This is a genomic window from Streptomyces sp. NPDC048197 (assembly GCF_043202395.1).
Taxonomy (GTDB): domain Bacteria; phylum Actinomycetota; class Actinomycetes; order Streptomycetales; family Streptomycetaceae; genus Streptomyces; species Streptomyces siderophoricus.
Map to the genome: position 1 here is coordinate 1 of NZ_JBIDAJ010000057.1, position 21,464 is coordinate 21,464.

At 72.2% G+C, this 21,464-nt stretch carries 15 protein-coding genes, 1 tRNA gene and 1 pseudogene; 11 read left to right on the forward strand and 6 right to left on the reverse strand.

From position 1 onward, the window contains the following. Positions 1-263: 263 nt before the first annotated feature. Entirely contained in the window at positions 264-1,394 is a 1,131-nt protein-coding gene (locus ACGF4C_RS37530; RefSeq protein WP_393572857.1) for a Gfo/Idh/MocA family oxidoreductase, read from the reverse strand. 57 nt (positions 1,395-1,451) lie between these two features. Here ACGF4C_RS37530 and ACGF4C_RS37535 point away from each other — a divergent pair, with 57 nt between their 5' ends. After that, on the forward strand, positions 1,452-2,636 hold the full coding sequence (locus ACGF4C_RS37535; protein WP_393572859.1) for an ROK family protein: 1,185 nt from the start codon (positions 1,452-1,454) through the stop codon (positions 2,634-2,636). Between the two features lie 58 nt (positions 2,637-2,694). On the opposite strand, the gene ACGF4C_RS37540 is transcribed toward ACGF4C_RS37535, so the two are convergent. Continuing rightward, entirely contained in the window at positions 2,695-3,060 is a 366-nt protein-coding gene (locus ACGF4C_RS37540) for a VOC family protein (protein ID WP_393572861.1), read from the reverse strand. A gap of 92 nt (positions 3,061-3,152) precedes the next feature. Between ACGF4C_RS37540 and ACGF4C_RS37545 the strand changes: the two are divergent. Beyond that, a pseudogene (locus ACGF4C_RS37545) lies at positions 3,153-3,977 on the forward strand (GntR family transcriptional regulator). A gap of 35 nt (positions 3,978-4,012) precedes the next feature. Here the strand turns inward: ACGF4C_RS37545 and ACGF4C_RS37550 are convergent. Next, entirely contained in the window at positions 4,013-4,792 is a 780-nt protein-coding gene (locus ACGF4C_RS37550) for an HAD-IIA family hydrolase (RefSeq protein ID WP_393572863.1), read from the reverse strand. Between the two features lie 531 nt (positions 4,793-5,323). On the opposite strand from ACGF4C_RS37550, the gene ACGF4C_RS37555 reads away from it, so the two are divergent. The 3 genes from ACGF4C_RS37555 to ACGF4C_RS37565 all read left to right on the forward strand — a co-directional run bounded on the left by ACGF4C_RS37555 (position 5,324) and on the right by ACGF4C_RS37565 (position 7,863). Further along, a complete protein-coding gene (locus tag ACGF4C_RS37555) occupies positions 5,324-5,692 on the forward strand; it encodes a hypothetical protein (RefSeq protein ID WP_393572865.1) in 369 nt (122 codons plus the stop codon). Positions 5,693-5,867: 175 nt separating this feature from the next. Beyond that, positions 5,868-6,557, forward strand: coding sequence for a class F sortase (locus tag ACGF4C_RS37560; protein WP_393572867.1), 690 nt, complete (start codon positions 5,868-5,870; stop codon positions 6,555-6,557). Positions 6,558-6,822: 265 nt separating this feature from the next. After that, positions 6,823-7,863, forward strand: coding sequence for a glycoside hydrolase family 6 protein (locus tag ACGF4C_RS37565; protein WP_393572869.1), 1,041 nt, complete (start codon positions 6,823-6,825; stop codon positions 7,861-7,863). Between the two features lie 112 nt (positions 7,864-7,975). Here ACGF4C_RS37565 and ACGF4C_RS37570 read toward each other — a convergent pair whose 3' ends face one another. Together ACGF4C_RS37570 and ACGF4C_RS37575 are read right to left on the reverse strand one after the other, a co-directional pair. Beyond that, positions 7,976-9,937: a galactose oxidase-like domain-containing protein gene (locus tag ACGF4C_RS37570; RefSeq protein ID WP_393572871.1), complete on the reverse strand. Its 1,962-nt coding sequence runs from the start codon at positions 9,935-9,937 to the stop codon at positions 7,976-7,978. Continuing rightward, complete coding sequence (locus tag ACGF4C_RS37575) at positions 9,934-11,952, reverse strand: glycosyltransferase family 2 protein (protein ID WP_393572895.1); 2,019 nt, start codon at positions 11,950-11,952, stop codon at positions 9,934-9,936. The genes ACGF4C_RS37570 and ACGF4C_RS37575 overlap by 4 nt, the downstream gene beginning before the upstream one ends. A gap of 21 nt (positions 11,953-11,973) precedes the next feature. Here ACGF4C_RS37575 and ACGF4C_RS37580 point away from each other — a divergent pair, with 21 nt between their 5' ends. Together ACGF4C_RS37580 and ACGF4C_RS37585 are read left to right on the forward strand one after the other, a co-directional pair. Next, positions 11,974-12,177, forward strand: coding sequence for a hypothetical protein (locus ACGF4C_RS37580; protein WP_393572900.1), 204 nt, complete (start codon positions 11,974-11,976; stop codon positions 12,175-12,177). 1,406 nt (positions 12,178-13,583) lie between these two features. Further along, a complete protein-coding gene (locus ACGF4C_RS37585) occupies positions 13,584-13,895 on the forward strand; it encodes a hypothetical protein (RefSeq protein ID WP_393572873.1) in 312 nt (103 codons plus the stop codon). A gap of 603 nt (positions 13,896-14,498) precedes the next feature. Here the strand turns inward: ACGF4C_RS37585 and ACGF4C_RS37590 are convergent. After that, positions 14,499-14,572: transfer RNA gene (locus ACGF4C_RS37590), tRNA-Lys, on the reverse strand. 577 nt (positions 14,573-15,149) lie between these two features. Between ACGF4C_RS37590 and ACGF4C_RS37595 the strand changes: the two genes are divergently transcribed. The 4 genes from ACGF4C_RS37595 (at position 15,150) to ACGF4C_RS37610 (ending at position 21,372) form a co-directional block, all read left to right on the forward strand. Continuing rightward, positions 15,150-15,539 carry an SsgA family sporulation/cell division regulator gene (locus ACGF4C_RS37595; protein WP_051799255.1) on the forward strand — a complete coding sequence of 130 codons (390 nt, stop codon included), beginning with the start codon at positions 15,150-15,152 and terminating at the stop codon, positions 15,537-15,539. Positions 15,540-16,072: 533 nt separating this feature from the next. Next, positions 16,073-17,401, forward strand: coding sequence for a hypothetical protein (locus ACGF4C_RS37600; RefSeq protein WP_393572876.1), 1,329 nt, complete (start codon positions 16,073-16,075; stop codon positions 17,399-17,401). 1,168 nt (positions 17,402-18,569) lie between these two features. Then, on the forward strand, positions 18,570-19,163 hold the full coding sequence (locus ACGF4C_RS37605) for a lytic polysaccharide monooxygenase (protein ID WP_201807780.1): 594 nt from the start codon (positions 18,570-18,572) through the stop codon (positions 19,161-19,163). A 289-nt stretch (positions 19,164-19,452) separates the two neighbouring features. Further along, positions 19,453-21,372 (forward strand): AMP-binding protein, encoded by a 1,920-nt coding sequence (locus ACGF4C_RS37610; RefSeq protein ID WP_393572878.1) that lies wholly within the window; start codon positions 19,453-19,455, stop codon positions 21,370-21,372. Positions 21,373-21,464 lie beyond the last annotated feature (92 nt).

The window sequence follows — 21,464 nt, forward strand, 5'->3', positions numbered from 1 at the left end:
GGGACGGGCCGGAGGGGCCGGTGTTTGGGACGTAAAGCGACAGCAGTCCCAAACACCGGCCCCGCAGGCCCGTCACCGCACCCGACACCCACCCATGCCCGCCGCAGGCGCAACGGCGAACAACACCCGCGGCGCCGCAGACAGCCACGTACGCAGCGCCGCAAAGCGCAACGACGAGCAACCCCCACGGCGCGACGGCCAACTACGTGGGAGGCGCCGCAAAGCGCAGCGGAACGGCGGGAGAGGCGGGTACGTGAGGGGAACTAGCAAAGCACCACGGACCCCTCCGCCGCCGATCGTTTTGCGGCCTCCAGGACGCGGAGGGTGGCCGCGGCCTCCGTGGCGGTGACCGGGGGGTCGCCGCCACCGCGCAGGGCGCGGGCGATCGCGGTGTAGTACGCGGGGTAGTCGCCCGGCAGGGTCGGTACGGGGTCGCCGCCGCCCATTCGGGGGGAGGCCCCGGCGCCGAGCCGGCCCCAGCAGGCCTTCGGTTCCACGCCCCACTCGATGCCCTCGTCGCCGGGGCGGCGGCCCTCGCGGAGGGCGGCCTCCTGGGGGTCGAGGCCGTGCTTGGTGTAGCCCGCCTTGCTGCCCAGTACCCGGAAGCGGGGGCCCAGCAGGGCGGCGGTGGCGCTCACCCAGAGGTGGGAGCGGACGCCGCCCGCGTGGGTGAGGGCGATGAACGTGTCGTCGTCGGCCTCGGCGCCCGGGCGGCGGACGTCGGACTCGGCGTAGACGGAGACGACCGGGCCGAAGAGGGTCAGCGCCTGGTCGACGAGGTGGCTGCCGAGGTCGTAGAGGAGTCCGCCGATCTCGGCGGGGTCGCCGGATTCGCGCCAGCCGCCCTTGGGGGTCGGGCGCCAGCGCTCGAAGCGGGACTCGAAGCGCTGGACGTCGCCGAGGGCGCCCTCCTCGATGAGTTTGCGGACGGTGCGGAAGTCGTTGTCCCAGCGGCGGTTCTGGAAGACGGAGAGCAGCAGACCGCGGTCGGCGGCGAGCGCGGCGAGCTTGTCGGCCTCGGCGGCCGTGGCGGCCAGCGGCTTGTCGACGACCACCGGCAGTCCGGCCTCCAACGCCGCGGTGGCGAGCGGCACATGGGTCTTGTTGGGCGACGCCACGACGATCAGGTCCAGCTCGGCGGCGCGGTCGAGGACCGCCTCGGCGGTGGGGACCGTCCGCACCTGCGGATGCTCGGCGCGGGCCTGCGCCTGCCGTTCCGGGCTGCTGGTGGAGACGGTGTCGAGCAGCAGGCCGTCGGTGGCCGCGATCAGCGGGGCGTGGAAGACGGAGCCGGCCAGGCCGTAGCCGAGCAGGCCGACCCGCAGGGGTGCGCCGGGGGAGTCGCCGTTCCGCTGCGGTGCGCCGATCGGGCTCTTGTCGCTCGTCTCACTCATACCCACCACTTAAGCAACGCTGTTGCTTAAGTGCAAGCCTTGTCGGACAATGGGGGTGTGACCAGCAACGATTTCCCCTCTTTCGGTGGCGTCGGTGGCGTCGGTGACGTCGCCGGGGCTGCGGGTGCCAACCTCCCCGCGCTGCGCGGGCACAACACCGCGCTGGTGCTGGGCCTGCTGCGGGCGGCCGGGGAAGCAGGGGTCAGCCGGCTGGAGCTCGCCGCGCGGACCGGGCTCACCCCGCAGGCCGTCAGCAAGATCACCGCGCGGCTGCGCACCGAGGGCCTGGCCGCCGAGGCGGGCCGCCGCGCCTCGACCGGCGGCAAACCCGCCACCGTCCTGCGGCTGGTCCCCGGCGCCCGGCATGCCCTCGGCCTGCATCTGGACCGCGACGAGCTCACCGCCGTCCGCGTCGACCTCGCCGGAAGCGCGGTCGCCGTCCGGCACGCCCCGCTCGCCTTCGCCGCGGGCGCGGAGCAGGTGCTCGGTACGGTCGAACGGGAGGTCGCGGCGCTGCTCGCCGAGGAAGCGGGACCACCGGTCCTGGGCGTGGGGGTGGCCTGCCCGGGCCCGCTGGACCACACGGCAGGCGTGCTGCACCGCGTCACCGGCGCTCCGGAGTGGGACGGCTTCCCGCTGCGGGACGTCCTCGCCGCGCGGTTCGGCCTGCCCGCCGTGCTCGACAAGGACACCAACGCCGCGGCGCTCGGGCTGGCGCAGGGCATGCCCGCGGGCGCGGGCTCGTTCGGCTATCTGCACCTGGGCACCGGCCTCGGCGCCGGGCTCGTGCTGGGCGGCAGCCTCTACCGTGGCCCGCGCACCGGCGCCGGCGAATTCGGCCACCAGATCGTGCAGTTGGACGGCCCCCGCTGTAGTTGCGGGCAGCGGGGCTGCATAGAGGCGCTGTGTCTGGCGGCGGTCGCCCGCGGTGATCTCCCGGGCGCGGCGCGGGCGCTGGGCGTGGGCGCGGCCAATCTCGTCGAACTCCTCGACATCGACCGGGTCCTGCTCGGCGGGCGCACCGTGCTCGACCACCCCGAGGAGTTCCTGGGCGAGGTGTCCCGGGCGCTCGCCGCCCAGGCCCGCACCCGCGGCAGTGCCGGCCCCGGCGCCCGTACCGCGGTGTCCGTGGCGCTCGCCCCCGGCGGCGCCCGCACGGTCGCCGACGGCGCGGCGGAGCTGGTCCTCGCCCCGCTCTTCGGCAGCCACCGGCCCGTACGGCAGGCGGGTCAGGGGGGCTGACGGGACAGGCCGGCGGGCGGGGAGGGAGGCGCCGTATTTCCCTTCCCCCCGGAGCCCCCTACGGCGTGTGGCAGACCGCCTCGATGTTGTGGCCGTCGGGATCGCGGACGAACGCGCCGTAGTAGGCGTCGTGGTACTCCGGCCACACCCGCGGCGCGTGCAGCGACTCCGCGCCGGCCGCCAGCGCCGCGGCGTGGAACGCATCGACCGCCGCCCGGTCCGGCGCGCTGAACGCCAGATGGAGTTCGCGGCCCGGGCCCTCGTCCGTGGCCGGGACGAGCCAGAGCGTGTGGCCCGTCGTGCCGAAGCAGCGGAACTCCCCGAACTCCTTCGTCCGTACGCCGCCGAGCGGGGCGAGCACCTGGTCGTAGAAGGCGGCGCTGGCCGCCACGTCCGTCACCTGGACCGCGATGTGATCGAGCATGCGTCCAGCGTGCCAGCGGCCGGGCCGGGTGTCTCCGGGATTTCCGCGGCCCGGTCCCCGGCCGGCCCGCCCCCGGGTGTGAGGATCACCGCGTGGAGTTCAGCCACGGCCAGGGTCCTGGCGCGCCCGTCCGGTCCGGCGTTCCCGAGCACGGTCGCATCCCCAAGTACTACGCGGCCAAGGTGGAAATCGCCGCGCCGCTCGCGGAGTTGGGCGAGGGTGAGGTGCTGCCCACCGAGCGCGAACTGGCGGCGCGCTTCGAGGTCTCGCGCGAGACGCTGCGCCAGGCCCTGCGCGAGCTCGTCCTGGAGGGGCGGCTGCGGCGGGCGGGGCGCGGCACGGTCGTCGCCGGGCCCAAGCTGGAGCAGTCGCTCGCCCTCGCCAGTTATACGGAGGGTGTACGCGGCCAGGGCCGCCGGCCCGGCCGGCACCTCGTCGGCCTGGACCGCTTCCCCTGCCCGCCGGCGCTCGCCACCGACCTGGGCCTCGAAGTGGGCGATCCCGTATGGCACATGGAGCCGGTACTGCTCGCCGACGACGAGCGGGTCGGGCTGGAGAGCACCTAGGTCGCAGTCGCCCGGGTCCCGGGCCTGGCCACCGACTTCGCGCCGGATTCGTCCTTCTACGCCTACCTCCACGAGCGGCTCGGCATCGCCTTCGGTGACGCGGACGAGCGGCTGGAGGCCGTACTGGCCACGCCCCGCGAGGCGTTGCTGATCGGTACGCCGGGGGCGCTGCCGATGCTGCTGGTCCACCGGCTGTCCCGCGATTCCGGGTCTTCCGGCCCGACTGGAAGGACATCGGCAAGAACCTGGACTCGTACGTGGACGCCTGGAGGACGGCGACCGGAAGCTGACCGGGGGGCGGTGGCGGGGCCGGGCCGGGGCCGGGTGACGGGGGCGGGCCCGCCGCCGTGACGCGGGGGGCCACCCCTGGCCACGGTGCTGCGGGCTCAGACCAGGTCGACGATGTCCGCGATCGAGTCCACCACATTGGTCGGGCGGTACGGGTAATGATCGATGTCGCTACGACTCGTCAGCCCCGTCAGCACCAGGAAGGTCTCCATCCCCGCCTCCAGCCCCGCCAGCACATCGGTGTCCATACGGTCGCCGATCATGGCGGAGGACTCGGAGTGGGCACCGATGGCGTTCAACGCGCTGCGCATCATCAGCGGGTTGGGCTTCCCGACGAAGTACGGGTCCTTGCCCGTCGCCTTGGTGATCAGCGCCGCCACCGATCCGGTCGCCGGCAGGGCACCCGCGGGGGAGGGGCCGGTGTTGTCGGGATTCGTGGCGATGAAACGGGCGCCGTCATTGATCAGCCGGATCGCCTTGGTCAGCGCCTCGAAGGAATACGTCCGCGTCTCGCCCAGAATCACGAAATCCGGGTTCAGGTCCGTCATGACATAACCGGCGTCGTGCAGCGCGGTGGTCAGTCCCGCCTCGCCGATGACGTACGCCGTACCGCCCGGATGCTGGTTGTCCAGGAACGTGGCGGTCGCCAGAGCGGAAGTCCAGATGTTCTCGGCCGGCACTTCCAGCCCGATCCGGTTCAGCCGGGCGTGCAGATCCCGCGCGGTGTAGATGGAATTGTTGGTGAGCACCAGGAAGGGCCGGCCGGAATCGCGCAGCTTCTTGATGAAGCGATCGGCCCCCGGCACGGGAACGCCTTCGTGCATCAGGACGCCGTCCATGTCGGTGAGCCAGGATTCGATGGGCTTACGCTCGGTCATGGTCCTACCGTACGAGCAGCTCCGGCCGGTGCGCCATCACGAGGAGATGACTGATGGACGGCCGGGAGGGGGCCTTGATGGGCGCCGGGGAGAGGTCCGGTGAGCGGCCGGCGAGATCGGGGAGATGACGAGGGACGGCCGGGGCGGGGACTTCGGGGCGCCCTATGGCGGCGGGATCTTCGGCTCGCTCTAGGGGGATCGCCCTAGTCTAGCTAGGGGTTAGTCGAACAGATCCCGTAAGGGTTGCGAGCGCCCCCTCGCGGGCCAGAACGCGGCCGGGGCGGGGGATATTCCCAGCCTGCGGTAGCCGGCTCGCGCCGAACGGACGGCTGACTCAGGGGTAACCGGTGCACGCCCGGTCGTCGGTCGGGATGCTCACGCAGGCACGGGCGGAGCCGGAGGGGATGCCGCCGATGAGCGCATCCCTCCGACTCCGGGAGGCGCCCCGCCACCCGAACGGCGCAGCTTCGGGCCGCACCGGATGCGGGCGGGCCCGTGGGGGCGGACCTTCAAAGGCATCGGAGGTTCACCATGGGCTCACCGCAACTCGCTCTCTGCGCCGCGGTCGCGGCCGCCGCGGTGACGATGGCGCCCGCGTACGCGGCGGACCCGTACGGCGCCCGGACCGACACGGTCTCCGTCACCCGCCCCCCGGCCGCCCACGGCGGCGCGCACCCCGCGCCCACCACCCGACTCGCGCCCGCCCGGCTCGCGGCCGCCGTGTCCGGGCCGGCACCGCTCCGCCCGACCCCGCACGCGGCCCCGCGCCGCGAGCTGAGCAGCACCTCGGCCGTCGGTCTGGTGCTGGCCGGCGGCGCCGTCCTGGTCATCGCGGGCCAGCTGCTGCGGCTCCGGCTGCGACTACGCCGCGAACGGCAGGGCGAGGCGGATGAGGGCTGAGGAGAAGCGCCGGGCCACCGAGAGCCCCCGGGCTGCCGTGGCTCCCTGGGTGGACGGGGGGCTCCGGACGGACGAGGGGCCGCGTGCGGGCAAAGGCATCCGCGTCGACGAAGGCTCCCGCGCGGGCGAGGCATCCCGCACGAACGAGGGATCCTCGGCGGACAAGGACCCGGCCTTGACCACCGGACACGGCCGCCCCGGACAGCTGCTGGCCGGAGTGACCTGGGCGGTCCTGCTGCTGGGACTGTGGCTGTGGGGCCGCGACCTGTCCGGCGGCGTGGCCGCCCCGCTCACCACGACCGGTGATGTCGCCGCCGTCGGCCGCCCGTTGGGCCGCCAGGCACCCCCGCACACCCACACCCACACCCACGCCCACGCTCATGCCCACGCCCCGGTCCCGGCCCCCGACACCGTACGGCCGAGCCGGCTCCGCATTGCGGCACTGGGGATGTCCGACGTGGCGATCCGGTGGTACGCCCGGGGGCCGCAGCCGGGGGAGCCGGGCGCGGCGCTGCTCAGCCTGCGGGGCGGGAGCGGTAGCGGTAGCGCGGAGGCAACCGGTGGCCGGGACGGCGTGACCGGCGGTCGGGGCGGCCCGACCGGGGGCGGCCGTCCGTCGCTCGGCGGTCTCACGCCGGGGGAGCGGGTCGACGTCCTGCGCTCCGACGGGAGTACGGTCCGGTTCACCGTCGAGGACGTCCAGCTCTACGACCGGGCCCGCTTCGACGCCCGTACGGCCTACGCCGCCCACGACCCCGGCCGCGCCGAACTCCGGCTGACCGGCGAGGCCCCCGACGGCAGGGGCGTGGCAGTGATCTCGGCCTACCTGACGGGCTATCAACCCGCCGGCGCACCCCGCCACTGACGCGCTACGCCACTGCCTACGCCGTGCCTACGCCCCGCCGCGGCAGGGCCTGTGGACAGGTTGTCCACAGGCCGACTTCGACGGGGTTGCGGTGTGCCACGATGGCTTCGGCCGGCGGACATTTGCCGGTCTTGTGCCGGTCGCGCGCCGGCGTCCTCCGTCCGTTCCATCTTCTTCAGCCTGTCCGTTCCATCCGTTCCATCTGGTCCATCCGTTCCGTCTGTTCTGTTCGTTTCATGTGTTCCGTGCTCCGAGGGGGGAGAGGATGTACGGCAAACTGCGGCGGTCCGCCGCGAAAGGGGTGGCGCCGCTCGCGGCGGTGATGCTGCTGCTCGCGGGCTGCTCGTCGTCCGGCAGCGGCGGCGGTGACGTCTCCGTGCCCGGCCGGCCCGGCCAGCGCCCCCGGTCCGTGACGCCGTACTGGGTCAATCCGGACAGTACGGCCGCCCGCCAGGTGTCCGCCTACGGCAAGGAAGGCAAGGCCGGCGACGCCCGGCTGGTCGACCGGATCGCCAGGCAGCCGGTCGCCGAATGGATAGGCGTCGACAACCCCCAGGGCCAGGCCCGCGGCTTCACCGAGGCGGCCGACCGGGCCGGCCGTGAGGTGCTGCTGGTCCTCTACAACATCCCGCACCGCGACTGCGGCCGCTACTCCCGCGGCGGCGCCGCCGACGGCAACGCGTACCGCGCCTGGCTGGACGGCGTCGTCAAGGGCATCGGCGACCGCGCCGCGACGGTCGTCCTGGAGCCGGACGCGCTGCCGCACCTCGCGGACGGATGCACTCCGCCGCAGTTCCAGGAGGAGCGCTACGCCCTGCTGACAGAGGCGGTCGGCAAGCTCAAGGCGCTGCCGCACACCACGGTCTATCTGGACGCCGGCAATCCGCACTGGATCAAGGACCCGGGCCGGATCGCCGAGCCCCTCAAGCGGGCCGGTATCGACCGCGCCGACGGCTTCGCACTGAACATTTCCAACTACCAGACCACCAAGGAGAACAGCGCCTACGGCAAACGCCTCTCCGCCCTCGTCGGCGGCAAGCACTTCGTCATCGACACCAGCCGCAACGGCAACGGCCCGGCGCCGGGCGGCGACGACCGGGAGAGCTGGTGCAACCCACCCGGCCGCGCCCTGGGCACCCCGCCCACCACCCGGACCGGCGACCCCCTGATATCCGGCTACCTCTGGATCAAGCGCCCAGGGGAGTCCGACGGCACCTGCAAGGGCGGCCCGAAGGCGGGCGACTGGTGGCCGGCCTACGCCCTCGAACTCGCCCGCAATGCCCACACCGCCCGCAGCGCCCGCTGACACGCCCACAACGCCCGCTGACACGATCGCCGCGCCGGCCCGGGGTCCCTGCGACCCGGCCCGGGATCCCTGCCACTCGCCCCCGGGGCCCCTCCAAGCCGGTTCAACTCCTTCAACTCCCTCCCGCCGGAGGGACCTTCACCCACACCGCCTTCGACGGGGTGCCCGCCCGGTCGACCGCGTTCAGCATGTACCACCCGGGCGGCACCAGCGACGGGTCCGACGGCAGTGTCACCGTCACCCCGCCGCCCCCCTTGGTCACGTGGAAGTCCAGCGCGACCGACCGCTGTTCGACGTTGGTGACATGGGTGAACGACCCGGGACGGATCAGCCGCATCCTCCTGATCGCCGCGGCGTGCGGGGCGCGGTAGGTGGCCGTACCGCCGAGCCGGACCGTCCGGGGTGCGGGACCGGTGTCCACCAGCTGGGGGCGCGAGGACCGGAAGAGGTACGGCGGTGTGTAGAGGTCGATCTGCTGCTGGAAGACGCCCGGCCGGGTGTTGTCCTTGTCGCCGTAGAGGGAGTCGGAGCCGAAGGTCATCACCCGGCCGTCCGGCAGCAGCAGCGCACCGGAGTGGTAGTTGCGGCCCACCAGCGGGTCGGCCACCGGCCGGGCGGTGCCGGCGGCCGGGTCGTACAGCTCCGCCTTGAGGACGTTGGAGTCGCTGCGCCCCCGGTAGTCCCCCGAGCCATTGGTGGTGAGCACGGTGTCGTCGGGCAGGATCACGCTGCTCGGGTAGCGGGCCTTGGCGTACAGCCGCGGCCCGTCCCGGAAGCGTGGTGCGGTCTCGTGCAGGTCGACGATCCGGGTCCGGTCCGTGGACCGCGGGTCCTCGCCGACCCCGCCGCCGCCCAGCACCATGTACCGCTGGTCCTGGGCGGGCGGCAGCAGCACCGACATCGACGTCTCCAGGAGGTCCGGGTCGCTCATCCCGGGCACCGGCCGGAAGGAGTTCGACCGCAGGTCCCAGATCCCGGGCGTCCGGCCGACGTTGTCGGGGCCGTAACCGGCGTTGGAGCCCGTGTAGAAGATCCGGCCCCGGTCGGTGAGGAAGAGCGCCGGATAGGTGGGGAAGAAGCGCGGCTGCGGCAGGTAGTGCCACTTCTTCGTCGCCGGGTCGTAGATCTCCTGCTTGCCGGGCACGACCTGCCCGATCTCGTCCAGTCCGGAGACGGACAGCACCGTGCCGTCCTGCAGCGTGGTCAGCGTCGGGTACCAGCGGGCCTCGTTCATCGGGTCGACGCGGAGGTAGCGCTCGGCCACCGGGTCGAACTCGAAGGCGTCCTTGATGCCCTGGAAGTCCTTCTTGTCGAAGGAGAGCTTCTGCGCGATGCCGTAGAAGTTGCGGGCATCGGCGCCGGTCAGGCCGTGGATGCGGTAGTTGTCCTGCGCGCCGGTGGCGTACTTCCGGCCGTTCTTGAGAGCCTCGACGTAGATCCGCGCCTCGCTGTGGGTCACGGTCACCCGGCCGGTCGCCGGGTCCTTGGCCTTCTTCGCCCGCGGCACGACCACCGGGTCCTTGGACGCGAAGGTCTTGCCGTTCTCCCGGCCGGTGAAGAGCGTGCCGGCCGGGAACGTCCGGGGCCCGTCCGGGTCCTCGTTGTAGACGATCATGAGCCCGCCGGCCTTCTTCACGTCCCCCTTCAGCTTCTCGTAGCGCTGGGTGCCGCCCGCCACCAGCAGCTTGCCGTCCGGCAGTTGGGTGTGCCCGGAGCAGAAGAGGTCCTTGGGCGTGGGGATGTTGGTGAAGGTGTTTTTCACGGGGTCCCACAGGACCGTACGGAACGACTTGGCGCGGAAGTTCGCGGCGTTGTTGCCGGAGCCGGCGACCAGCAACACCTTGCCGGTGTGCAGCAAGGCCGCGTGGATGGTGTTGATGCGGTACGCGGCGGGGACGTCGACGACCTCCCAGTGGCCGTTCGTCGCCTTGTACCCGGGCTGGTTGATCTTGTACTGGTGGTACTCCTCCGAGGCGAAGCCGTAGAGAACCGGCCCGTTCACCCCGGCCAGCGCGAGCACCACCGCCGTCGCGATCGTCAGTCGACGCAGGCGACGGCTCGGACGGTACTTCATGAGTGACGTCCCCCAAGAGCGGTCTGCAGGGTCTCACCGGAGTGAGCGGTGGGCTGGATCTGCGCGGTGCCGTCGGTGCCGTCGGTGCCGTCGGTGTGGTGGGCAGGGTGGGTGGGGTCGGTGCCGTCGGCGTGGTCGATGTGGTCGGCGCGTTCGCTGTATTCGTTCTGTCCATTGCGCCTGTTGCGTCTGTCGCCTCCGTCGCTTCCGTCGCGTCCGTCGTGCGGGGCGGTCGGTGAGGGGTCGGCGGGGGAGCCGGCGGCGTGGCCGGGGAGGGCGTAGGACGCGTGCCCGCCGGCTGCCTCGGCCTGTCGCCGTTGCCGTTGCCGTTGCCGCTTCTCCCTGCGTACGGACAGCCGCCAGGCGACGATCGGCGCGATCGTGATCAGCATCGCCAGCACGGCCCATACGATCATCGCCGGATGGCTGTGCCCCAGGACGAACGAGGCCACCAGCGATCCCCCGAAGACGATCAGGAAGAACAGATGCACCCGGAACGTCCCCAGCAGCGTGTCCGGGCTCGACGCATCACCCTTCGGCGTCACCACGAACCGGCTCCTGCGGCGCAGCACCGCATCGCACAGCGCCCGCGCGTAGATCGGCGCCGACAGGGCCGACATCACCATCCCGGCCACCCCGCCCGACCCCTCCGGCTCGTGCGGCGAGACGTTGTGTCGCCGGTTCCACACGTACAGCCCGATCTGCAGCGCCGACGCGTTGCCGTACAACATCAGCCAGACGGCCGGATCGATGTTGACACCCGAGGCGCCCAACCCCAGGAAAAGCGAACAACTAAGCGCCGCCAGCAGCCAGTTCAGTGCCGACATCGGATAGAAGATGACCATCAGGGTGTAGTTGAAGAGCCGCCCCGGGGACAGCGTGAACGGCGCCTTCCAGAACTGCTTGAGGATCGTCTCGTACGTCCCGCGTGACCAGCGCAGCTGCTGGGTGAAGAAGTCCGTCCAGGCGGTGGGGCCCTCGCCGACGGCGAGCACGTCCGGGGTGTAGACGGACTTCCACTTCCGTCCCGTCGCCGGGTTCTTGGCGCGGTGCATCTCGAAGCCGGTGGCCATATCCTCGGTGATCGAGTCGTACAGCCCGCCGATCTGCTTGAGCGCCTTGATGCGTACGGCGTTGGAGGTGCCGACGAACATCGGCGCGCCGTAACGGTTCCCGGCCCGCTGGATCAGCGCGTGGAAGAGGAACTGCTGCGATTCGGCGGCCTTGGTGACGAAGCTGTCGTAGTTCCCGTACACCTGCGGGCCGATGACGAACCCGACGTCCGGGTCGCGGAAGAAGCCCAGCATCCGCTCCAGGTAGTTGGGCAGCGGCACATGGTCGGTGTCGACGGACGCGAAGAAGTCGTAGTCGTCGCCGTGCGCCTGCAGCCAGGCGTTGTAGTTGCCGTGCTTGGTTCTGGCGCGATGTGGCCCCTTGGCCTGATTCCACTCCGGGATGCCCTTACGGGTGAAGTGGCGCACCCCCAGCCGCCGGCAGACCTCCTTGACCTCGGGGTCGTCCCCCTCGTCCAGCAGCCAGACGTGCACCGGCCCGCGATGCCGCACCCGGACCGCCGACTCCAGCGTCCTCGTCACCATGGCCAGCGGTTCCTTGCCGGGCACGAAGGAGGTGAGGAAGGCGACCCGGGTGCCGCTTTCGGGCACGACCGGCACGGGGTCGCGGGCGACGAGCGTGGCGTGCGCGTTGGAGAGCACGTTCATGCAGCGGAAGAACTCGATCAGCCCGATCGAGACCAGCATCACGGAGTCCAGCGCCGGCAGGAAGGCGTGCGCCGGATAGTCGCGATGCGTCCAGTGCCCGGGCTGCAGCAGCCACGTCAGCAACCCCAGCGAGAGCAACGGCGCGGCCCCCAGCAACAACGCCGCACGCACCCGGTGCGGTTCCCCGGCGAGCAGTGACCGATAACGCACCCGGTACGGGCACCCCGGCTCCGGCTCCGGCTGCGTCAACGGCCCGGCCAGCCGGCTGTGGTGCTCGTAGTCATAACGCGGCAGCGCCTCCTGCGAGCTGCGCCGTTGCTGCCGCTGCTGCTGTCGCCGCTGGCGTTGCTGGCGCTGCTGTCGCCACTGTTGTTGCTGACGCTGTTTCTTCTGCCGCTCCTTTTGCCGACCGTGCTGCCGGTCCTGTTGCGGCTCGTGCTGCTGCTCCTGCTGATGCTCGTGCTGCCGCGCCTGCTGCGCCTGCTGCGTGTAGTGCCTGTGCTGGTGCCTCTGCGGTGACTGCTGCCGTCGCAGGCGCGGCCGGGCGGTGATGGGCGGTGGTGGGGGGATGGGGGCTGGTGGGGGGACGGGGGGTGAGTGGTGTGGGTGAGTGTCTGTGCGCGCGTGGTGCGGAGGTGTGGGGTGGGGAGGCGCGGGGTAGGGAGGCGCCCCTTGTGGAGGCGCGTGGTGTGGAGGCGCACCGTGCGGAGGCACACCGTGCGAAGGCGCACTGTGTGGAGGCGAGTCGTACGGCGGCGGATCGTGGGCCGGCGGCCCGTGATCGTGTGGAAGCGGATTGTCCGGGTCCGGACCGCGCGAATGCTGCGGCCGGACGTCGTCAGGCGGCGACGTCATGAGTCCATCCCCCCGCACGCAGCGCCTGCTGCGTGCCGTATCTCCTGATGGCCCGATTCCTCGGTCCCCCTCGACCGACTCGGGCTCGTTGATGTCGGGCCGCCGCGCCGGCGGGCGGCGGCGGCCGTTTCCGGCGGTGTGACGGGCGCCCCGGCCGCTCTTCCGAGCCACGGGTTCCCCGGCGTCCACATCACGCCAGCCGACGTATCCCTTAGTCCCCAACTCCCATGAGCCCAGCCACTTTTCGGCCGAGTTCCCAGGTCAGGGTCCCGAACCGGATCCCTTGATCGCAAGACGGTCCAAGGGGGATACGGGCAAGGCTGTGCCATGCGGGACGGTGTATGGCGGAGCGCACATCACCCGAGCCCGTAACCGCCCGAAAATGCCCACTTGGCGCCCTCTTTTGACGGGGTGGCCGATACTCCGCTGCTGGCGAGTGGCGAACGTACGCGGCCGACCCACCATGCCCGGCCCGTCGGGACCACCGCACGGCGTGCGTATGAGCTGGCACTCGACGGGGCGCGCACACCACATGCGGAGGCACCGATTCGAGCCGGCGCACGAAGGGAACACCGGCGGCGCACGACCGGGCCGTGGTGGCGTACGAGCGGGCGGCGGTGGCGTAGGCCGGACGGGGTGGCGTACGGCCGGAGGGTGGTCCCGTACGGCCGGAGGGTGGTCCCGTACGGCCGGAGGGTGGTCGCGTACGGCCGGAGGGTGGTGGCGCACGAAGGGACGAGCACGGGGCGCGCAAGGACGACCGCGGCACGCCGGACGCAACGGCCACACCAACCCGAGCCGCGGCTCTCGTCGCCGTACCCAAGACGCTTCACGGCTCGCAGCCCCACCGCCGCCCAGATCGCCCGCACGGCCATGTCAGCAAGGAGCGGCCCATCGTCGCCGTACGCCACGTCGAACGCGCAGGCAGCGTCAGCCGATCCGCGCCCGAAGCTGACTACACCGCCAGTCGGCTACACCGTCCGCCTCCCCGCCCCCGAGGGGGGCCGAGGCATCCCCCGCCACCTTCTGCGTGGGCCCCGGGTATCCCGGCTCCGGGAGCCCCGGGGGCCTTGCTCGTCGCCTACGCGCCAGCGCGGCCCGAGTGGGGCACGGTCGGCGCCGTACGCCGCTCCGGCATCGAGGCCCAGCTCGCCGGCCGCGCCCTGCCCGCCGGCAGCACCCTGACCCGCGGCGCTCTACGGAAGATCACCACCTCGTGGGCGATCGCCGCCGCGGCCATGGCCTGGGGGGACGGCACGGCGATCACCGGGCCGCCGTGCCGGGCCCACCGGGTGGACGAGAGCCGGGTCACCCTCCCGGCCGGCTTCCGGAGCAGCCGGCCTTCGGTGCCCATGAGCGCGTCGCACGGCGCGGCGGTGTGAGGCTTGAGGAGCGGAGTGCTACGGGGTCGGCGCGGTGTGGGGCCGGGGCGGGCGGCCACAGGAAGAGGGAAGGAGCCCGGCGGCCGGGGCCAGGGCGAAGCTGAGGACTTCGTGGCCGACGAGGACCGGCAGCTTCCCGGACGCATACGCATTCCCGGAGCCGAGGCCCACCGGATCGCCTTGGCCGGCCCGCTCGCGGCGGCCACTGGCCGAGGCACGGTGCCGGTCGGCGTACTGCTCGGCATGATCCTCTCGGTGGCCGCCGTCAGAGCACTGCTCCTCCCGATGAACGGCGGCCGGCGGTCTGGCACGCCCTGGCGGGCGCCCTCGCCCCGCTCGTCCTCCGGATGCTGCCGGGAACGAAGATCACCCCGACCGCGCGCCCGACAGCCCGACCCACAGCCCACAGCCAGGCCCACCCACGGTCCAGTCGACCCACACCCCACAGCTCAGTCCGGCCGACAGCCCACAGCCCAGTCCGGCTGACACCTCGCAGCCAGTCCGGTCCACCGCCCACAGCGCATGACCCACGGCCCACACCGGCGTACCGCCGAGGACACGACTGAGGCCCCCCGCCATTGGCGAGGGGCCTCAGTCCTACAGTGCGCCGCCAGGGACTCGAACCCCGGACCCGCTGATTAAGAGTCAGCTGCTCTAACCAACTGAGCTAGCGGCGCCTGCTGACGTGAAGAACTCTACACGACCTCGGGCGGTGCTCCGTACCCCGGACAGCCCAGCTCACGCACCCCGCGCATGTGATCCCGGCCACTCCCGCCTGCACTCGCTGCCCCGCCGCTCCTCCCCCTGGTCGGCACTCCCGGCCACCCACCCCACCCGAAGCGTCCGACGCCCACCCCCCGGTCGCCCCCCACCATCCACCGCCCCGTACTGCGCAAATCCCACTCCCCCCACGGTCGAAAGTCCCCTGATCTTGGGACCTTCGACTCCCGAGCCGCCCGATCTGCTCTGTGAAGATCGAGTTCACCGATCCCACGGCCGTAGCGCAGCAGTTGCCCCGTCAACATGCGATATGTCCTGGCGATTGAGAGGCTGCAGCCAAGAGCCAAGGCGAACGGAACGAGCACACGAAGAGGGAGGCGGCCATGGCGTCCGTCACTCCTCCTTCGCATCCCGCAACCCCACCCTCCACAGCAACGTCTGCCAGGACGCGCGCCCCGGACCGGGCACCCGGGACTCGCCCCTCTGTCGGAAAGGTTGATCGTCGTGGTGTCGACAGCCAAACGCACTCTCGAGATGCGGCTCCTCCTCGGACCGGACGAAGCAGTTCCGGTGGCCGGCCGGTTCAGCTACCGCAGCGACCGCCCGTACGAGGTCGAGGTGGCCTTCATCAGCCGCGGCCGCACGGTCGCCACCTGGGTCTTCGCCCGTGACCTGCTGCTGGTCGGGCTGTACGACGAGGCCGGTGAGGGCGACGTACGGGTGTGGCCGTTCCGCCGGCCGGGCGAGCAGCGTCGGGTGCACATCGAGCTGACCACCGACGACAGCGTCTGTGAGCTGACGGTGCGCGCCGCGGAGCTCACCGCCTGGCTGGAGCAGACCGCGGCGATCGTCCCACCCGGCGACGAGAGCCGCTATCTCGACATGGACATGCACCTGGCCCGGCTGCTCACGGGGAAAAGCTAGGGAGGGCTGAAAGGCTGATGGGGGAGACGACGATCAGGACCACGGCGGCGGTAACGGGAACGGCAACGGGAGCGGCAACGGCGCGGGGGAGCGATGCCCCGGGGACGCCGGCAGCGGCCCGGACAGATGCAGTTGCGCGGACGAGGGCAGCAGTGCGGACGGATGCAGCTGCTGTTGTTGGAGTGGGGGTAGCGGCTGAAGCTACGACGGTGACGGCGGCGACCCCGGGGGCGCAAGTGACACCTGGGACGGCCGTGACGGCGGCTTCCGGGACGGACGGGACGACGGCTGCTCGGCCGGTGGCGACTCCGGGTACGGCCGAGACGGGAGCCGCCCTGAGGACGGCGGAGACGGGGGCGATGCCAGGTCCCGCCAAGACGGGATCGCGTCCCGCCAAGACAGGAACGGGTGTCGCCAAGACAGGAACGGGTCCCGCCAAGACGGGATCGGGTGTCGCCAAGGCAGGAACGGCTGGGAGTGCGGCTGCCGGGACGGGGGTGACGCCCGGGCAGGCCGAGGCGCCAGCGACCCATGTGCCGACAGCACTCCCCAACTCAACCGGACGCAGCGGCGCGGGCATCTCCGCTACCACCGCCGCCACCGCCGACGACGTCGACGATGCCGCCCCGGCCGCCCCGGCTACCCCTGCCGACGCCACCACCGCGGCCGACGATGCCGCCCCGGCTACCCCCGCCGACGCCACCGGCACTGACCTCCGACCCTCCCCCCGCTCCGTACCGGCGGCACGGCGCGGTACGGAAGCGGAGCCGTCGACCGGCGGCGCTGGTGGCACGGGAAGCACCGGCGGCCAGATGCAGCAGAGCGCGGGCCACGACCCCCGCGTACACGGATTCCTGCCCGAGCGGCCACCGGTCCGTTCCATGATCGGAACGTGGAGCCGGCTGGACGCCATGGCACGTTCCGCCGCGACCGCACCCGACCGCGGGACCGCCGTCGCACTCGTCGAACGCGCCCATCGCGACGACGTGTTGTCCGCCCTGCGGCAGCGGGTCTCCCGACTCTCGCCGCGCAATGCGGAAGCCGCGGCCATGCGCATCGCCGTGATCGCGGTGGCGTGCGGCTGGTGCGGACTGGACCCGCAGGCGCCGGCCGCACGCGAGGTCGCCGACGAGGCGTTCCTCGAACTGTGGGCGGCCATCGCGCACCGCATCGACCACGACCAGTTCGTCGCCCTGCCCACCCTCGCCCTCCACAACTGGGCCCCCGAACGCAAGCCCCGCCGCCACATCCCCATCGACCAACTGGCCCGCACCGAACAGCTCGTGCCCATCGTGCGCTGGGCCCCCGAAGGGCAACCGCTCAGTCGCCTGGACCGGCTGATGCTCGCCGCCACCCGCTTGGAGGCACACGGGATCTGGCTGCTGCGGCTCGCCGAGACCCTCGCGGGCCGTTCGCCCGACGACTCCTCCACGCCGACGGCCCTCCGCCGCCTGGTACGCGTCCAGCACGCCCTGCGCGCCCAACTCCACGCGGAGGCCGCCAACCTGGCGGCCGCGCCGGCCACTCCGCAGCAGCGCGCGGTGCTCGGTGCGCTCGTCGAACAGGGTGCCCTGGAGCCGCCCGTACTCCAGGCCGCCGACGCGGTACTCGGCATCGGCGGCCGCCGCATGGGGGAGGGCCGCCGCCAACTCCTGCGCCGCCATCTCCCGGCCCAGCACCGCGCCTGGCTCAGTGCGATGGACCGCCACTGCGCGCCCGTACGCACCCTCGCCCACCGCGGCGGCCCCGACGCCGCCGTCTACCGCGAGGCCCAGGAATCCCTCATCGCCCTACGTCGCACCTACACCGCCCTGGTCCACACCGCCGCCCGCCCCACCACCCCCCTCCCCACAGCCGCCTAACCCGCCCCTCCCGCAACCCGCCCGCCCCCGTCCCCGCACCTCTCCCTCGGCTGGTCCCGGTCCCTTTCCCCGTACCTCCCCTTATCGCCTCGTCGTGCCTCCCTGGCCCCGCGCCTCTCCCTGGGCTAGTCCCGTGCCTCGGTCCCCGGTACTTCCCTTCGGCTCGTCCTGGCCCCTGCCCCCGACCCACCCCCTGGGCTCGTCCCGGCCCTCGGTCCCAGTACCTCCCCCGCGGCTCGTTCTGGCTCCTGTCCCGTACCTCTTCCTGGGCTCGCCCCGGCCCTCGACCCCGTACCTCCTTTTCGGCTCGTTCTGCCCCCGGTCCCCAACTTTCCCCTCGGCGCGTCCCGGCGCCCGTCCCCGAACGTCCCCCCTCGGCTTGTCCCCGTCCCCCCCGCCCCCCGCCCCTCACCCCCCCCGCCCCCCCCGGCTCCGACCCTCCGCCCCCGCCCCCGCCCCTCCCCACCCCGCGACCTGAACATTGCTCTGGATATTCATCTGGACATTGGTCTGGTCACGCCGTCGATCTGGTGACCGCGTCGAGCCAGTCACCACGCCGATTGGACAGCCTCGTCGATCGGGCAGCCGCGTCGCCGACACCCGTGCCGGTCCGCTACTTGAGCCGATCCGTCGCCCGCGTTGCCTCGGAGCCCCCGCATCGGCCCGACACCCCCCGCCGGTCCGCTACTCGAGACGGTCCGTCGCCTGCGCTGTCTCCGAGCCCCCGCACCGACCCGACACCCGCGCCGGTCCGCTACCTGAGCCGATCCGCCGCCCGCCCCGTCTCCAACCCCCGCATCGCCCCGGCGCCCGCGTCGCCTTCAGCGCTCGCCCCGGCCCGCCACCCGCGCCGTCTCCGGAACCCGTATAGACCTGCTGCCCACATCGATCCGGTCACCGCCCACCCCCGCCACCCACATCGACCCGGTCACCCGCCCCGACCCGGTTACCCATATCGACTCAGTGAGCGGTCTCCATCCGATAGCGACCCGCGACCCAATTGACCGGTCTCCATCCGATCAGCGCTGCGGTCCGATGAGCGCCCGGATCCAGTCATTGCATTGGTCTGGACATGCCTAACGCCCTTAATTAGTCTGCGACTTGGTCTAGACCGCACGGCACTTCACTCAGCTCATGGAACTCCCCCCACGTTCTTCAGGAGCGAAGCATGCGTAAAAAGATCAGTGCTGCCGTCATCGGGCTCGGGGTCGTCGGTGTCTCTTTGTTCTCGACGGGTAGCGCGTCCAGTCACGGCTACAGCGATGCACCCCCGAGCCGGCAGGCGCTCTGTGCCAACGGCACCGTCAAGGACTGCGGCGCGATTCAGTACGAGCCGCAGAGTGTCGAAGGGCCCAAGGGCTTCCCCGCCGCAGGTCCCGCGGACGGCAAGATCTGCTCAGCGGGTCACGACAACTTCGCACAGCTCGACGATCCCCGTGGCGGCAAGTGGCCCGGCACCAAGCTCACTCCGGGGCAGGGTTACACCTTCACCTGGCGGCTCACCGCGCGGCACGCCACCACGGACTTCGAGTACTTCATCACCAAAGACAGCTACGACCCCACCAAGCCCCTCACCCGCGCGGACCTCGAACCCGAGCCGTTCATGACGGTCCCCATGGGCGGCGCACGGCCCGGGGAGACCGTCCAGCATCAGGGCACGATCCCCACGCAGAAGTCGGGCCGCCACATCATCCTGGGGGTCTGGAACATCGCCGACACCGGCAACGCCTTCTACGCCTGCTCGGACGTCGACCTGTCCTGAGCCGCCCCTCCTCCTGACCGGCTGCCATTTCTGACCTCCTCCTCTCTCCCTCTTGCTTTGGGCGTTCCTGCCCTTGACGCCTCCCCGACTTCTCCCGGGGAGGCGTTAATTACGTTACGGAGGCGGGGGGTTGGTGGCGTCACACCACGGGTTGGTTGTGAGGGGTGTGTGGGCTGGTACCACGGGTTGAGGCCGACCGGAGGGAGGGGGGAAGTAGGCGGCTTGTGTGGGTCGCGCCGGCCGTCAGAGGGGTGGGAAGCTGACGGTACGTCAGTTACAGTCCGGCGGCATGACGGCGGCCAAAGGCAAGGCAAAGGGCAAGGCCAAGGGCGAGGGCAAGAGCAAGGGCACGAGTAAGGGCACCAGCGCGGGCAAGGGCGACGGCGCGAGCGGGAGGAGGCGGCGGGCGGAGGGCGGTCGCGGTGGTCCCGGTGGTCCCGGCGGTCGCGGTGGTTGCGGTGTGGGGACCGTCGCTGACCTGGTGCAGGGGCAGTGGGGGGATCATCGGGTCGGGGTGCAGTGCGGGGGGCGGACGCTGACGCACCACGAGCTGGCGGGGGGTGCCGCGGCGCGGGCCGCGCTGCTGGGGGACCTGTTGCCGCGCGGGGCGGAACCGCATATCGGTGTGCTGCTCGACAACGTCCTCGAGTATCCGCTGTGGCTGAGCGCGGCGGCTCTCGCCGGAGCCGCCGTGGCCGGGATCAACCCCACGCGCCGCGGCCCGGAGCTCATGCGCGACGTCCGGCACACCGACTGCGCGTTGCTCGTCACCGAACGTGCCTACGTGCCGATGCTCGCCGGACTGGATCTCGGCATTCCGTTCTCCGATCGGGTTCTGATCGTCGATGACCCCGCCTATGAGGAGCTGCTGCACCCGTACGAAGGAGCCTCGCCCATGGAGACCCTCGCGGTTGCGGGGCGGAGGGGCGTGGAGCCGGGGACGCGGATGCTGCTCTACTTCACGTCCGGTTCCACCGGCGCGCCCAAGGCCGCCCTCTGCACCCAGGGACGGCTGGCCGCCGCCGGCCGTTCGCTCGTCGGTTTCCTCGGAGTGCGGCCGGACGACGTGCACTACCTCTGCATGCCGATGTTCCACGGCAACGCCGTGATCGCCGGCTGGGCCCCCGCGCTGGCCGGCGGCGCGGGCATCGCGCTGCGCCGCCGCTTCTCGGCCTCCGCATTCCTCCCCGACGTACGCCGCCACCGCGCCACGTACTTCACCTACGTGGGGCGCGCCGTGCAGTACCTGCTCGCCACCCCGCCCGCCCCCGACGACCGCGATCACCCGCTGCGTACCGGGTTCGGCACCGAGGCGGGTGCCGTCGACATCGCCCGGTTCGCGGAGCGGTTCGGCGTGCGCCTGATAGAGGGGTACGGCTCCTCCGAGGGCGGCGCGGCGATCCAGCGCACCCCGGACACTCCGCCCGGCGCCATCGGCCGGCCCGCCCCCGGCGACGATCTCGCCGTCGTCGACCCGGAGACCGGCGCGGAACTCCCACGCGCCCGGCTCGACGCGGCCGGCCGGCTGCTCAACGGGGAGGAGGCGATCGGCGAGCTGGTCAACCGGGGCCGCAGCTCCTTCGAGGGGTACTGGCGCAATCCGGAGGCGACCGCGGACCGCATACGCGGCCGGTCGACGGGCGGGCGGGTCGGGGCGGGCTGGTACTGGACCGGTGACTTCTTCTTCCGGGACACCGAGGGGTTCTTCCACTTCGCCGGGCGGACCGACGACCGGCTGCGGGTCGACAGCGAGAACCTGGCCGCCGCGATGATCGAGAACATCCTCGCCCGCTACGCCCCGGCCACCGGGGTCGCGGTGTATGCCGTGCCCGATCCGGTGGCCGGCGACCAGGTGATGGCGGCCCTCTCACTTCGCGAAGGGACCGGACTCGACCGGGAGGACTTCGCGGCCTTCCTCGCCGCGCAACCCGATCTCGGGACGAAGATGGCGCCCCGCTTCGTACGGACGGTGGCAGCGCTGCCGGTCACCGCCACGAACAAGGTCCACCGGGTCGCGCTGCGCCGCGCCGGCTTCCGCTGCCCGGACCCGGTGTGGTGGAGGCCGATGGGGCGGAGCGCGAGAGGGGAGGGCGCGACCGGGCCGGGAGACCTGGGGCACCTGGAATACCGGAGGTTCACGGCGGAGGACCGGGCCGCGCTGCTGGACGTCTACCGCGAGCATGACCGGCTGGCATTGCTGGAACGGTGACCGGGCGGACCGGATAACGGGTGGGCCGGGCTCCATCAGCCGCGGCTCGTACACGTGACTCGGCTCACAACGCCATCGGTCGCCCGCCGTCG

What these genes read in the sequence shown, in the direction of transcription:
- ACGF4C_RS37530 (WP_393572857.1), bottom strand. Translation starts at nt 1,394, where the DNA reads ATGAGTGAGACGAGCGACAAGAGCCCGATCGGCGCACCGCAGCGGAAC.
- ACGF4C_RS37565 (WP_393572869.1), top strand. Translation starts at nt 6,823, where the DNA reads ATGTACGGCAAACTGCGGCGGTCCGCCGCGAAAGGGGTGGCGCCGCTC.
- ACGF4C_RS37605 (WP_201807780.1), top strand. Translation starts at nt 18,570, where the DNA reads ATGCGTAAAAAGATCAGTGCTGCCGTCATCGGGCTCGGGGTCGTCGGT.
- ACGF4C_RS37540 (WP_393572861.1), bottom strand. Translation starts at nt 3,060, where the DNA reads ATGCTCGATCACATCGCGGTCCAGGTGACGGACGTGGCGGCCAGCGCC.
- ACGF4C_RS37570 (WP_393572871.1), bottom strand. Translation starts at nt 9,937, where the DNA reads ATGAAGTACCGTCCGAGCCGTCGCCTGCGTCGACTGACGATCGCGACG.
- ACGF4C_RS37595 (WP_051799255.1), top strand. Translation starts at nt 15,150, where the DNA reads ATGCGGCTCCTCCTCGGACCGGACGAAGCAGTTCCGGTGGCCGGCCGG.
- ACGF4C_RS37555 (WP_393572865.1), top strand. Translation starts at nt 5,324, where the DNA reads ATGGGCTCACCGCAACTCGCTCTCTGCGCCGCGGTCGCGGCCGCCGCG.
- ACGF4C_RS37550 (WP_393572863.1), bottom strand. Translation starts at nt 4,792, where the DNA reads ATGACCGAGCGTAAGCCCATCGAATCCTGGCTCACCGACATGGACGGC.
- ACGF4C_RS37610 (WP_393572878.1), top strand. Translation starts at nt 19,453, where the DNA reads ATGACGGCGGCCAAAGGCAAGGCAAAGGGCAAGGCCAAGGGCGAGGGC.